The sequence below is a fragment of the Ampullimonas aquatilis genome, from assembly GCF_049675895.1.
GTDB classification, from domain to species: Bacteria; Pseudomonadota; Gammaproteobacteria; order Burkholderiales; family Burkholderiaceae_D; genus Ampullimonas; species Ampullimonas aquatilis.
In genome coordinates this window covers 3127993-3141703 of the sequence record NZ_CP183834.1, presented here as the reverse complement: position 1 = coordinate 3141703, position 13711 = coordinate 3127993, and the positions used below count along the sequence as shown (strand labels likewise).

Below are 13711 nucleotides of genomic sequence, written 5' to 3'. Positions count from 1 at the left end.
AATCATGCAGACCAATCAAACAAACTTGACCACCAACATGGCCAATGCCATCCGCATGCTGGCCGTCGATGCGGTAGAAAAAGCCAAATCCGGCCACCCTGGTGCGCCGATGGGGATGGCAGATATTGCCGAGGTGCTCTGGAACCGGCATCTGCGTCACAACCCCGGCAATCCACAATGGGTCAATCGTGATCGTTTTGTGCTTTCCAATGGTCATGGTTCGATGTTGTTGTACGCCTTATTGCATTTGACAGGCTATGACTTATCCATCGACGACCTCAAGCAGTTTCGGCAGTTGCACAGCAAAACCCCGGGTCATCCGGAAGTGGACATCACGCCTGGCGTTGAAACCACAACCGGCCCATTGGGGCAGGGGATAGCCAATGCGGTGGGAATGGCATTGGCTGAAAAATTGTTGGCAGCCGAATTTAATCGTACTGTCGGTGATCAGTCCTTGTCAGTGGTCGATCATCTGACTTATGTTTTCCTGGGTGACGGTTGCATGATGGAAGGCATCAGTCATGAGGTCTGTTCACTGGCGGGTACCTTGCGACTCTCCAAATTGATTGCCTTTTATGATGATAATGGCATTTCCATTGATGGTCATGTGGAAGGCTGGTTTACCGATGACACTGCCAAGCGCTTCGAGGCTTATGGCTGGTTGGTAGTCAAGGATGTGGATGGTCATGATCCGAGTGCGATTGATGCGGCCATCGTGCGGGCCAAGGCACAGGCAGCTAGCGATGATGGCAAACCCACATTGATTATCTGCAAGACCATCATTGGTCAAGGCTCGCCCAATAAGGCCGGCACTCATGATGTGCATGGTGCGGCACTGGGTGCCAATGAAATTGCCGCGACGCGCGCTGCCTTGAACTGGCAAGCCGAGCCCTTTGTGATTCCTGCTGATATTGCCAAGGCCTGGGATGCCCGTGAGCGTGGCGTTGCCACCGAGCAAACCTGGAGTAGCTTGTTTGCGCAATATCAGGCCGCCTTTCCCAATGAGGCGAAAGAACTATTGCGCCGTTTGGGTGGCGAATTACCGGTGCAGTTGCAGGCAGGGCTGGATGCCATGTTGCAGACCCTGGCCACCAAAAAAGATCCGATTGCCACACGCAAAGCCAGCCAGATCAGTCTGGATGCCCTGGCACCATTGCTGCCCGAACTGTTTGGTGGCAGTGCCGATCTGACTGGTTCCAATCTCACCAACTTCAAGGGTTGTGTGCTTGCCAAGCGTGATAGCTGGGGCAATCATCTGTCTTATGGCGTGCGTGAGTTTGGCATGGCGGCTATCATGAATGGCATGGCCCTGCATGGTGGCTATATTCCCTATGGCGGTACTTTCCTGACCTTCTCCGACTATAGTCGTAATGCCATTCGTATGGCAGCACTCATGAAGCAACGCGTGATTCACGTCTTTACCCACGACAGCATTGGTCTGGGTGAAGATGGTCCGACGCATCAGAGTGTGGAACATATTCCGAGCCTGCGCATTATTCCCGGTCTGGATGTCTGGCGACCTGCTGATCTGATGGAAACCGCCGTCGCCTGGCAATATGCGCTGACACGTTATGACGGCCCCAGTGCGTTGGCACTATCAAGGCAAAATCTGCCCCAGTTGAGCGGCCTCGATGTGGTCGAGCAAATCCGTAAAGGTGGTTATATCCTGGCCGAATCAGCTGATCCGGTGGCAGTCATTGTGGCAACCGGTTCTGAGTTGGTGCTGGCAATGGAAGCACATCAACGTTTGGCAGAGGCGGGTGTGCCGACACGCGTGGTGTCCATGCCTTGTACCAACCTGTTTGATCGTCAGACCGACGCCTATCAAAAACTGATTTTGCCACTGACCTTGCCAATTGTGGCGGTAGAAGCGGCGCATCCCGACTTTTGGCGCAAGTATGTGGGGCGTACTGGCATGGTGATTGGCATGGCCAGTTTTGGCGAGTCGGCACCGGCGGGTGATCTGTATCAGCACTTCAAGATTACCACTGACAAGGTGATGGAGGCCGTGCAAACTCTGGCGCATCGTGCTGCGTATAAACACGAGCCATTGGGTGCCGAGCAAATCACGGCGATGCATTGAGGAGCCATCATGAATCGCTCTTATGATTTGATCATGTTTGATCTGGATGGCACCCTGATCGAAACGGCACCAGAGATTGCCGATGCCGTCAATGACACTCTGCGCCGTTTTGATTTGCCACCGGTCACTCAGGATCAGGTAGACCGATGGATTGGCTACGGTACGCTGGAGTTGCTGATTCAGGCGCTGGCCTTTGCCAATCTGACGTCAGTGTCCGTGGTGCGCTCCAGCAATACCTTGCCGCTGATCGCCAGCGAGTTTAATAAATATTATGAGCGGCGTTGTGGCACACGCAGCAAACCTTATCCCTTCGTCATGATGACCTTGGCGCAGTTGCGTGCCCAAGGCGTGAAGATGGCCGTGATCACCAACAAGGAAGCCCGATTTACGCAGACGGTACTCAAGGTGCACAACATGCACAGCCTGTTTGATCGGGTCATCAGTGGTGATTCCTTGCCGAGTAAAAAGCCTGATCCAGAAGGCATTTTCAAATGCCTGCATCAGTTTGAGGTGACCAAATCACGTGCCTTGTTTGTGGGTGATTCGGTGATTGATGTGGCCACTGCCCGCAATGCCGGTGTGGCCGTGTGGGCGCTGGATTATGGCTACAACATGGGTGAGCCGATTGAAAATGCCCGGCCAGACCGGGTCTTGCAGGATATGCAGCCCTTATTTCAACAGGAGAAAGTATGAGCATCAAGGTAGGGATCAACGGCTTTGGCCGGATTGGTCGGATGGCATTTCGTGCCGCGCTGGAAAATTTTAAAGAAATTGATATCGTTGCCATCAATGATTTGCTGGAACCGGATTATCTGGCTTATATGCTCAAGTACGATTCGGTCCATGGTCGCTGTCATGCTGATATTGCTGTCGACGGCAACACACTGATTGTCAATGGTAAAAAAATCCGGCTGACTGCCATAAAGGATCCGGCTGAATTACGCTGGCATGAAGTGGGTGCTGATGTGGTGATTGAATCCACCGGCCTCTTCTTGACCAAGGACACAGCGGATAAACATCTTGCTGCTGGCGCAGGTAAAGTCATCCTGTCGGCACCTTCCAAAGACGACACACCAATGTTTGTATATGGTGTCAATCACGCCAGTTATGCGGGGCAGACGATTGTCTCCAATGCTTCTTGCACTACCAACTGTCTGGCACCGATTGCCAAGGTATTGAATGATCGTTTTGGCATCAAGCGCGGCTTGATGACGACGGTGCATGCGGCCACCGCCACACAAAAGACGGTGGATGGACCTTCCAATAAAGACTGGCGCGGTGGTCGTGGCATTCTGGAAAACATCATTCCATCATCAACCGGTGCAGCCAAGGCGGTCGGTGTGGTGATTCCGGAATTGAACAAAAAGCTGACCGGCATGGCGTTTCGTGTGCCCACTTCCGATGTGTCGGTCGTTGATCTGACGGTTGAGTTAAATACCGAGACTTCCTATCAGGCCATTTGTGATGCCATGAAAGCGGCTTCACAAAATGAAATGAAGGGCGTGCTCGGCTACACCGAAGACAAAGTCGTGGCCACCGATTTCAGAGGCGAAACCTGTACCTCGGTGTTTGATGCAGAAGCAGGCATTGCTCTGGATGCCACGTTTGTCAAAGTGGTCGCCTGGTATGACAACGAGTGGGGCTACTCCAACAAGCTGCTGGAGATGGTGCAAGTCATTGCGCGGCATGGCAAGTGATAGCAAAACATAGCAAATAAGCATTTTTCAGAAAATTAAAATTTAAAGGAGAATTTCATGGCCCTCGTATCCTTGCGTCAGGTGCTCGATCACGCGGCCGAATTTGGCTATGGCGTACCAGCATTCAATGTCAATAATCTGGAACAGATTCACGCCATCATGGAGGCAGCTCAGGAGACTGACAGCCCGGTGATTCTGCAAGCTTCTGCCGGTGCACGCAAATATGCCGGTGAAGCCTATCTGCGGCATATGGTGCTGGCCGCGGTGGAGGCGCATCCGGACATTCCGGTGGTGCTGCATCAGGATCATGGCGCCACACCGGCAGTATGTCAGCAGTCCATCCGCTCCGGTTTTACCAGCGTGATGATGGATGGCTCACTGCGTGAAGATGCCAAAACGCCGGCCAGCTACGACTACAACGTGGCAGTCACCAAACAGGTTTGTGACATGGCCCATGCGGTCGGCGTGTCTGTCGAAGGCGAGCTGGGTTGTCTGGGTTCCCTGGAAACCGGTATGGCCGGTGAAGAAGATGGTGTGGGTGCGGAAGGTGTACTCACGCATGACATGATGTTGACTGATCCCATGCAGGCCAGGGACTTTGTCGAGCGCACCGGTGTGGATGCACTGGCGATTGCCATTGGTACCAGCCACGGCGCCTACAAATTCACTCAGCAACCGACGGGTGAGATTTTGGCGATTGATCTGATCGCCAAAATCCATGCACAGATTCCCAATACGCATCTGGTTATGCATGGTTCCAGTAGTGTGCCGCAAGAATGGCTCGACATCATTCGTCAATACGGCGGCAAGATCAAAGAGACTTATGGCGTGCCGGTGGAAGAGATTCAGCGTGGTATTCAAAACGGTGTGCGCAAGGTCAATATTGATACCGATATTCGCCTTGCCATGACCGGTGCGATGCGGAAGGAAATGGCGCAACGTCCTGATGAGTTTGATCCACGCAAAATGTTGATCGCAGCCAAAAAAGCGGCGCGCAGTATTTGCAAGGATCGTTTCATTGCCTTTGGCTGCGCCGGGCAGGGTGCCAAGATCAAGCCGCGTTCGCTGGAGTCTTACGCGCTGGCCTAAATAAGTGCGGGCGCAATTGGCAAAGTCGGGGAGGGAGGAGCATGACCTTGCAATTTCCACGGTTACTCATTTGCCAGTTTGATGGTTGGAAACATATCCGTCGACGCTTGCGTCGGATGAGCAAACTGACTTGCTGGATTATTCGGCGAGTTGGGTTGCAATGGTTTTGTCGATGGCAGCAAAGCCAGCCGGACCGCTTTGGATAATCTGTCCGTTTTGTCATGACGTCTCCAAGCATGCTCTATTTCACTACTCTGACCTCATACTATATGGGGGTATGAAGTTAAATGGACTGCTTTGGTGCGTATTTAAAAGGGCTATTTTTTTACTCTCCTGAAGTATTTTCTCCAAGTACTCAGGAGATTTTTTTGAAAAATATCGCTCACCACTCTTGAAATACCCAAATCCACCCATATAATTAGCACTCGTTGGCTGTGAGTGCTAACAGTTTTTCGTAGGCAGGCCGCTCAAAACCAATTAGATCCTGCCGATCTCATCCGATATATTATTTAAGGAGTTTGTATGAGTCTTCGCCCATTGCATGATCGTGTGATCGTCAAACGTTTGGACAGTGAAACCAAAACTGCATCCGGTATCGTTTTGCCAGACAATGCAGCCGAAAAACCAGATCAAGGTGAAATCCTGGCCGTTGGCACAGGTAAATTGCTTGACGATGGCAAAGTACGTCCTTTGGAAGTCAAGGTTGGTGATCGCGTTCTGTTTGGCAAATATTCTGGCCAAAGCGTCAAGGTTAACGGCGATGAAGTGCTGGTTCTGCGTGAAGATGACATCTTCGCCATCGTTCAGTAATTTCTGACCCCCTGTAATTCATTCCCGTATTAGGAGATTCAACATGGCAGCAAAACAAGTTATTTTTGGTGATGACGCACGCGCCAAGATTGTTAACGGCGTTAACATTCTGGCCAATGCAGTGAAAGTGACCCTGGGCCCTAAAGGCCGTAACGTGGTGCTCGAGCGCAGCTACGGTGCCCCAACCGTGACGAAAGACGGTGTGTCCGTTGCCAAAGAAATCGAACTGAAAGACAAGCTCGAAAACATGGGCGCCCAACTGGTTAAAGAAGTGGCTTCCCGTACTTCTGATAACGCCGGTGACGGTACAACAACAGCGACTGTATTGGCTCAAGCGATTGTTCGCGAAGGCTTCAAATACGTAGCAGCAGGTTTCAACCCAACTGATCTGAAACGCGGCATCGACAAAGCAGTGATCGCTGTGGTTGAAGAAGTTCGCAAACTGGCCAAGCCAACCACCACCAGCAAAGAAATCGCCCAAGTAGGCTCCATCTCTGCCAACTCCGATACCGATATCGGTCAGATCATTGCTGATGCAATGGACAAAGTTGGTAAAGAAGGCGTGATCACTGTTGAAGACGGCAAATCACTGAACAACGAACTCGACGTCGTTGAAGGCATGCAGTTTGACCGCGGTTACCTGTCCCCCTACTTCATCAACAATCCTGAAAAACAGGTTGTGTTGCTGGAAAACCCATTCATCTTGTTGTTTGACAAAAAAGTCTCCAACATTCGTGACCTGCTGCCAATCCTGGAACAAGTTGCCAAATCTGGCCGTCCTTTGCTGATCATCGCTGAAGACGTCGAAGGCGAAGCACTGGCAACCCTGGTTGTCAACAACATCCGTGGCATCCTGAAAGTTGCTGCTGTTAAGGCACCTGGTTTTGGTGATCGTCGTAAAGCCATGCTCGAAGACATCGCGATTCTGACTGGTGGTCAAGTGATCGCTGAAGAAGTCGGCCTGTCACTGGAAAAAGCCACGCTGACCGAACTGGGTCAAGCCAAACGTATCGAAATTGGCAAAGAAAACACCATCGTGATTGATGGCGCTGGCGATGCCAAGAGCATTGAAGCCCGTGTTAAACAAATCCGTGCCCAAATCGAAGAAGCATCTTCCGACTACGATCGTGAAAAACTGCAAGAGCGCGTTGCTAAACTGGCTGGCGGTGTTGCTGTGATTCGCGTTGGTGCTGCGACCGAAGTTGAAATGAAAGAGAAAAAAGCCCGCGTTGAAGATGCACTGCATGCTACTCGTGCAGCTGTTGAAGAAGGCGTGGTTCCTGGTGGTGGTGTTGCCCTGCTGCGCGCTCGTGCTGCTGTGACAGCTCTCAAAGGTGACAATCCTGATCAAGATGCTGGCATCAAGATCGTATTGCGCGCCATTGAAGAGCCACTGCGTCAGATCGTTGCCAACGCTGGTGACGAGCCATCTGTCGTGATCAACAAAGTGCTCGAAGGCAAAGGCAACTATGGTTACAACGCTGCCAACGGTACTTACGGTGACCTAGTAGAACTCGGTGTTCTCGATCCAGCTAAAGTAACTCGTTCAGCCTTGCAAAACGCTGCATCAGTTGCCGGCCTGATCCTGACAACCGATGCACTGGTTGCTGAAATGCCAGAAGACAAACCAGCTGGCGGTATGCCAGGTGGGATGGACGGTATGGGCGGCATGGGCGGTATGGGCATGTAATTTGGCCCTGAGTTCAGTTACTCATGAAAAAGCCCTGCATCTGCAGGGCTTTTTTTATAGCTTAACTAGTTGAAAGCACGAGTGAAAGATTAATTAAAAATTGCCAGATATTTGAAAGCGTCAAGTATTCGCTGATCACAACATCAGCGGCTTATCCGGTAACTCATTGGTCGTGTTGATGTTGCGCGGTAAACGTTCGGTGAGTAACGCGTTGAGTTCCTTCAATACTTGCAATGACGGTTCAATGTAGTGACCTTGACGAAAACCTTGGGTCATCTGCTGACAGAGGTGATGCCAAACCGAGGCCTGGACGAGTTGGTGCACGCCGCGGTCGGCCAGGATTTCCACTTGATGATCGGCCAGATTCACATAAATCAGAATACCCAGATTGGCTTCGGTGTCCCATACCCGTAAATGTGCAAACAGATACTGCGCACGTTGGCGCGGTGTCATGCCTGACCAGATGGCTTCCTGATCCAAGGCATGTTCCACCACAAAGCGCACCTGGGCACCATGTTGTTGCTCGCCCGTGGTAATCAAATTTTCAATATCACGCAAGCCCTGGGGTGGAAAGGCCTGGTGGGCTGAACGACGCCAGCACAAGAGATGATGCAGACTGCGTAGCAGACGGTTGTGATCGCGCATTACCAGTCTCCCGAGGCGCCACCGCCATCAAAGCCACCGCCACCACCCGAAAAGCCACCGCCACCGGATGATCCTCCGCCACCCCAGCCACCACCGCCGCGTCCCCAACTACCTGCGGCATTACCGAGGATGATGGCTGGTAAACTGGATCGGCCATACGCGGCAGAACTGCCACGGCGCATCATGGAAAAAAAGATGAAGGCAAAAAAGATCAGTGGAATGACCCAGCTATAGTCGTCTTCCTGCTGGGCTTTTTTAACGGGTGCGGGCAAGGCCTCCTTGTCGAGCACTTGCATGATGGCAGTGACGCCAGCGGTGAGGCCACCATAAAAATCATTTTGCTTGAAGTGTGGTGCAATGACGTCAGCCAAAATGCGTTTGGACTGCACATCGGTCATGACGCCTTGCACGCCTCGGCCGGCTTCAATGCGCAAGCGGCGCAGTTCTTTGGGATTGTCACGCGCCACAATCAAAATCACACCATCATCCACGCCTTTGCGGCCAAGCTTCCAGGCATCGGCCACACGGATACTGTAAGCATCAATGACTTCGGGCGCGGTAGTGGACATGAGCAGCACAGCAATTTGGCTGCCAGTGCGGGTTTCATAATCCTGTAGCACCTGATTGAGTGACTGCTGCTGACTCTCGTTGAGTATGTCGATCTGGTCAATGACATGGCCAGATAAAGGCGGTATGGCAACATCAGCCCGAGCTGCGCTGCAGAGCAGCAACAGGGTGGTGAAGAGGGCAAGCAGGCTATGTCGGAGCATGTTTCTCAATCAGGGTGAGGTTGCCTGGTTAGCATCAATATTTAAAATTTCACGGCAGGTGCAGTGCTGATGCCTTTTTCATTTTCCACAGTGAAGTTGGGTTTGACTTCGTAGTGAAAAATCATCGCAGTAATATTATTGGGGAAGCTGCGGGTCAGCACGTTGTAACTTTCCACGGCCTTGATATAACGCTGACGTGCCACGGTAATGCGGTTTTCGGTGCCCTCCAGTTGTGATTGCAAATCACGAAAGCTGGCATCGGCTTTTAAGTCGGGATAGTTTTCTGATACTGCCATCAAGCGTGACAGCGCGCTCGACAGTTCGCCTTGCAATTGTTGAAACTGCTTGAGCGCTCCCGGGTTGTTTAGCACTTCGGGCGTGATCTGAAAGCTGGTGGCTGCTGCACGCGCCTTGGTGACGGCTTCGAGCGTGTCTTTTTCATGGCTGGCATAACCTTTGACGGTGTTGACCAGGTTAGGAATCAGATCGGCACGACGTTGGTACTGGTTGACCACTTCAGCCCAGGCTGCCTTGACCGATTCGTCTTCTTCCTGGAAGCGGTTATAGCCGCAACCTGACAAGGTCAGCGTCAGCAAAATCAGGGTAAAAAATTTGATGAATGGTGACATGGGTTTTTCCTCCGTTGAATCAGTAAACCATTTTCAGGTGACACTGGATATTACCAATTATCCATAGATGGGGATGAATATGGCGCAAGCCAAGTGGTGAATTGCTGATTGCCGATAAAATAGTGTTTCTTCAACGAAACGATCATCATGACTTTTATAGAAAAACTGCACGCCAGAGAAAGCGTGGCCAATTCGGTATTGTGTGTTGGGCTTGATCCGGATATCAAACGCTTGCCTGAACCATGCCGCCATGCTGATATCCACCGTGCCTTTACCGATTTTTGTTGTGCCATTGTGGATGCCACCGCGTCCTATGCGAGTTGCTTCAAACCCCAGATTGCCTATTTTGCTGCGCAACGCGCCGAAGCGGCTCTCGAAGCCATCATTACCTATATCAAACAACGCTATGCCGATATTCCAGTGATATTGGATGCCAAGCGGGGTGATATCGGCTCCACTGCCCAGCAATATGCCATTGAAGCTTTTGAGCGTTATGGTGCCGATGCGGTGACAGTCAATCCCTATATGGGTTTTGATTCGATCGAGCCTTACCTTCAATACCCCGATAAAGGTGTGATCGTACTTTGTCGCACGTCCAATCCAGGTGGGTCGGATTTGCAGTTTTTGCCAATAGCGGGCAAGTCGCGCCAGGTGTTTGAACTGGTTGCCGAACTGGCCGCCACGCAATGGAATAAAACCGGCCAGATGGCCCTGGTGGTTGGTGCTACCTTTCCACAAGAGCTGGCTCGGGTACGAGCGCTGATTGGTGACATGCCCTTGTTGATACCCGGTGTCGGTGCGCAAGGCGGTGATGTGGCCGCTACGGTACAAGCTGCGCAGACCGCGAGTGGACGGGGTATGATGATCAATTCATCGCGGGCAATTTTATATGCGTCTGCTGGGGCTGATTTTGCTCAGGCTGCCGCTCAAGAAGCGCAACGCACTCGTGATCTGATCAATCAATTCAGGCATAGCCGGTAAGTATTCATGGAACATACTCACGACCTCAGCAATTGGCAACATGGCCATCGTTTTGATGAAGGCAATGCGGCCGCCGAAAAAAGTACCCGGCGCGTGGTCTGGCTGACTGGCATCATGATGGTGGTGGAAATTGCCGTGGGCTGGTACACCCACTCCATGGCACTGTTGGCCGATGGCTGGCATATGAGCTCGCACATGCTGGCCTTGGCGCTGACTTTGAGTGCGTACGTGCTGGCGCGGCGCTGGGCGCGTGACGAGCGTTTTGCCCGCTTGTTTTCCATGGGCACCTGGAAGATTGAAGTGCTGGCCACCTTTGCCAGCGCGATGATCCTGGCGGGCGTGGCCTTGCTGATGATTTATGAATCCATCTGGCGCATCGTCAGTCCCTTGCCGATTGATTTTAATGACGCCATCATCGTGGCGGTGATTGGCCTGCTGGTGAATCTGGTGTCAGCCAAATGGCTGCATCATGGTCATGACCATGCGCCTAAACCCCGGTTACCCCATGTGCATGCAGAGCACGAGCATCATGCTCAGGTTGGACACAATCACGCGGTATCAGCGCACGACCATCATGATCATGGCCATGATCATGCGCACCATGCCGGGCATGCGCATGGACAAGATCACGCGGGTCATCACGATGCCAGTCATAGCCATGATCATGCCGATCTGAATTTGCGGGCGGCTTATTTGCATGTGGTGGCGGATGCTGCCACGTCGGTGCTGGCGATTGCGGCCTTGCTGGCGGGCAAATATTTTGGCTGGAACTGGCTGGATTCGGCGGTTGGTGTGTTGGGCGCGTTGATGATTGGCCGCTGGTCCTGGGGTCTGATGCTGGAGTCAGGCCGGATATTGCTGGACGCTGAAATGGACCATCCCCTGGTTGAAGAAATTCGCGCGATTCTGGCTGAAGAAGGTTCGGCCGAATTGGTTGACTTGCATGTCTGGCGTGTGGGTAAACAGCGTTTTGCGGCTGTGTTGAGTCTGGTGTCCGATCACCCGGCACCGCCGGAATACTATAAAAAACGGCTCGCCAGCATTCGACAACTGGTACATCTGTCGGTGGAAATCAATCCCTGCTGCGCGGCCGCTACCTTTGCGCCAATTCATTCATAAGCAAAGCCATTTTTTTATACACCCCATTGTATAAATCAGGCCTCCCGGAAGCCTTTATTGACGCACTTGAGCGGTTAATAAATTAAGTAAATATTGGTTTTCTGGGGAGTATGTGCTTTTTGAGGGCGATTGCGGGATGACAGGGTGGTTTGCTTATCAGGATGAGCAAACCCCAAATGGTCTTAAAACTGTGCTGGTTTATCGATTTTCTGTGTCGTCGATAAAAGTCAGCAGCTCGCGCAACGCATGTTCAATGGTTTGCTGGCGCACGGCATCACGTTCACCTTTGAAGCGCCGGATTTCCGTTTTACTGGTGTGATGTACTGCCCAGCCAAAACATACCGTGCCAACGGGTTTTTCTTCTGTGCCACCACCGGGCCCGGCAATACCCGTGACCGATAAAGCGATTTGTGCCCGGCTATGGCGCAAGGCACCTTCTGCCATAGCACGGGCGGTTTGCTCGCTCACGGCACCATGTCGTTCGATCAAGGCGGGCGGCACACCGAGCATCTCGGTCTTGGCCATATTGGAGTACGACACAAAACCACGATCGAACCAGGCCGAGGAGCCAGAAACATCAGTGATGGCCGAGGCAATGCCGCCGCCGGTGCAGGATTCGGCAGTCGTCAGGTAAAGCCTGACTTCGCGCAGGCGATTGCCCACTTTGATTGCTAATTGAAACGTGGTTGAATTCATATAAATTGCCAGACAGCGATTACCAGTAAAGTCAAAAATGCCGCCATGATGTCATCGATCATCACACCCAAACCCCCTTTGACGCGTCGTTCAATATAGCGCACCGGACCGGGTTTAAGCATGTCAAAAAAGCGAAAAAGAAACACCGCCAACATTTGACCAGTGGTATCTGTTGGCATCACGACCACCAATACCAGCCAAATGGCGATGATTTCATCCCACACCATGCTGCCATGATCGGCGACACCTAAATCCCGGCCAGTTTTTTCGCAGGCCCAAATGCCAACCAGAAAACCCAGGAGGATCACCACGCCCCATTGCAGCGCAGTCAGGTAGCGGCTCAAATAAACAAAGCTATACCATCCAAAGAGTGTGCCAACGGTGCCGGGCATGATCGGTGACAATCCACTACCAAGCCCGAGCGCCAGTGTGTGTGCGGGGTGTGACAATAAAAACGGGCCATCGGGCCGAATTGGCGGGGGGAGAGCGTCACTCATTCGTTGCTACGAAAATGATCAAATGCCATGCCATCGGTCACAATTGGTTCGCCTTCAGCGTTTTCAAGCAGCAAGTCGTTGCCTTGATGTAAGGTGCCGATGCGACTGAGTGGCAAATGGAGCTGGCGACCCAGGGCAAAAATAGCCTCGCGTTGTTCCGGGGAGGCGGTAAAACAGAGTTCGTATTCATCGCCACCATAAAGTGCGCAATGGATTTGTCGCTCGCGGGGTTGCTGACGCAGTTCTTCCGACAAGGGTAGGGCGTCTACATTGAGTGTTGCACCAAGTCCTGAGCGTTTGAGAATGTGACCCAGATCACCCATCAGGCCATCCGATATATCAATTGCTGCGTGCGCCAGCGGCAATAAGGCGCGCCCCAGGGCGATGCGCGGTTCCGGCCATTCCATTTTGCGGCGAGCGTGCTCGAAATCGCCCACCGATAAATGCCAGTCCTGCCAAAACATGCCCAGCGCCAGACGTGCATCACCCAGCGTGCCCGATACCCAGACATCGTCGCCATCTTGAGCGGCATCACGGCGCAGGGCCTGCCCGGTTGGCAGCGTGCCAATGACGGTGATGGAGATGGTCGTCAAAGGACTTTTGGTGGTGTCGCCGCCAATCAGTTCGCAATCAAACCGATCAGCCAATGTCAGCATGGCGTTGGAAAAATGCGACAGCCAGATCGGATCGGATTCCGGAATGCCCATCGCCAGGGTAAAGCTATGCGGGGTGGCACCCATGGCAGCCAGATCGGACAAATTAACCGCCAGACATTTATGCCCGAGGGCGGCAGGATCAACATTGGGGAAAAAATGTCGGCCTTCCACCAGCATGTCGGTTGAAATTGCCAATTGAGTGTTGGGTGGTACGCTCAGTAGTGCGCAGTCATCCCCAATTCCTAAGTCTGCACGGTGGGGGGGACGGGTAAAAAATTGGGCAATCAGATCAAATTCGGAGAGTGGCGTGGACATAAGAAGGTCAGACAGAAGAGTCGTTGTATTGTAA

Annotated in this window: 14 protein-coding genes; 8 read left to right on the top strand and 6 right to left on the bottom strand. The window is 52.4% G+C overall.

Translation table 11 applies throughout. The annotated features are described in order from the left end of the window. The first annotated feature begins 4 nt into the window (after positions 1–4). From tkt to groL, 6 genes are all read left to right on the top strand, one after another. Positions 5–2083 (top strand): transketolase, encoded by a 2079-nt coding sequence (gene tkt / locus ACMYR3_RS14600; protein ID WP_424192658.1) that lies wholly within the window; start codon positions 5–7, stop codon positions 2081–2083. Positions 2084–2092: 9 nt separating this feature from the next. Beyond that, entirely contained in the window at positions 2093–2776 is a 684-nt protein-coding gene (gph, locus tag ACMYR3_RS14595; protein WP_424192657.1) for a phosphoglycolate phosphatase, read from the top strand. Next, the gene (gene gap / locus ACMYR3_RS14590; protein WP_424192656.1) at positions 2773–3780 is read left to right on the top strand and encodes a type I glyceraldehyde-3-phosphate dehydrogenase; all 1008 of its coding nucleotides are present in this window, start codon (positions 2773–2775) and stop codon (positions 3778–3780) included. Before gph ends, gap begins: the two co-directional genes overlap by 4 nt. A 57-nt stretch (positions 3781–3837) precedes the next feature. Continuing rightward, positions 3838–4869, top strand: a complete 1032-nt coding sequence (fba, locus tag ACMYR3_RS14585) for a class II fructose-bisphosphate aldolase (RefSeq protein WP_424192655.1) — start codon at positions 3838–3840, stop codon at positions 4867–4869. 522 nt (positions 4870–5391) lie between these two features. Further along, on the top strand, positions 5392–5679 hold the full coding sequence (gene groES, locus ACMYR3_RS14580) for a co-chaperone GroES (protein ID WP_424192654.1): 288 nt from the start codon (positions 5392–5394) through the stop codon (positions 5677–5679). Between the two features lie 43 nt (positions 5680–5722). Beyond that, positions 5723–7369: a chaperonin GroEL gene (gene groL, locus ACMYR3_RS14575; protein ID WP_424192653.1), complete on the top strand. Its 1647-nt coding sequence runs from the start codon at positions 5723–5725 to the stop codon at positions 7367–7369. Positions 7370–7504: 135 nt separating this feature from the next. On the opposite strand, the gene ACMYR3_RS14570 is transcribed toward groL, so the two are convergent. The 3 genes from ACMYR3_RS14570 to ACMYR3_RS14560 are packed head-to-tail and all read right to left on the bottom strand — an operon-like array spanning position 7505 to position 9413. After that, positions 7505–8014: a TPM domain-containing protein gene (locus ACMYR3_RS14570; RefSeq protein ID WP_424192652.1), complete on the bottom strand. Its 510-nt coding sequence runs from the start codon at positions 8012–8014 to the stop codon at positions 7505–7507. Continuing rightward, on the bottom strand, positions 8014–8784 hold the full coding sequence (locus ACMYR3_RS14565; RefSeq protein ID WP_424192651.1) for a TPM domain-containing protein: 771 nt from the start codon (positions 8782–8784) through the stop codon (positions 8014–8016). Before ACMYR3_RS14565 ends, ACMYR3_RS14570 begins: the two co-directional genes overlap by 1 nt. Before the next feature lie 41 nt (positions 8785–8825). Beyond that, entirely contained in the window at positions 8826–9413 is a 588-nt protein-coding gene (locus ACMYR3_RS14560) for a LemA family protein (RefSeq protein ID WP_424192650.1), read from the bottom strand. Positions 9414–9560: 147 nt separating this feature from the next. Between ACMYR3_RS14560 and pyrF the strand changes: the two genes are divergently transcribed. Both pyrF and ACMYR3_RS14550 read left to right on the top strand, forming a co-directional pair. Further along, positions 9561–10394 (top strand): orotidine-5'-phosphate decarboxylase, encoded by an 834-nt coding sequence (pyrF, locus tag ACMYR3_RS14555; RefSeq protein WP_424192649.1) that lies wholly within the window; start codon positions 9561–9563, stop codon positions 10392–10394. A gap of 6 nt (positions 10395–10400) precedes the next feature. Beyond that, complete coding sequence (locus ACMYR3_RS14550; protein WP_424192648.1) at positions 10401–11513, top strand: cation diffusion facilitator family transporter; 1113 nt, start codon at positions 10401–10403, stop codon at positions 11511–11513. 198 nt (positions 11514–11711) lie between these two features. On the opposite strand, the gene ACMYR3_RS14545 is transcribed toward ACMYR3_RS14550, so the two are convergent. The 3 genes from ACMYR3_RS14545 to thiL are packed head-to-tail and all read right to left on the bottom strand — an operon-like array spanning position 11712 to position 13677. Then, complete coding sequence (locus ACMYR3_RS14545; protein ID WP_424192647.1) at positions 11712–12209, bottom strand: CinA family protein; 498 nt, start codon at positions 12207–12209, stop codon at positions 11712–11714. After that, positions 12206–12706: a phosphatidylglycerophosphatase A family protein gene (locus ACMYR3_RS14540; RefSeq protein WP_424192646.1), complete on the bottom strand. Its 501-nt coding sequence runs from the start codon at positions 12704–12706 to the stop codon at positions 12206–12208. Before ACMYR3_RS14540 ends, ACMYR3_RS14545 begins: the two co-directional genes overlap by 4 nt. Next, positions 12703–13677, bottom strand: a complete 975-nt coding sequence (thiL, locus tag ACMYR3_RS14535) for a thiamine-phosphate kinase (RefSeq protein ID WP_424192645.1) — start codon at positions 13675–13677, stop codon at positions 12703–12705. Before thiL ends, ACMYR3_RS14540 begins: the two co-directional genes overlap by 4 nt. Between the last annotated feature and the right edge of the window lie 34 nt (positions 13678–13711).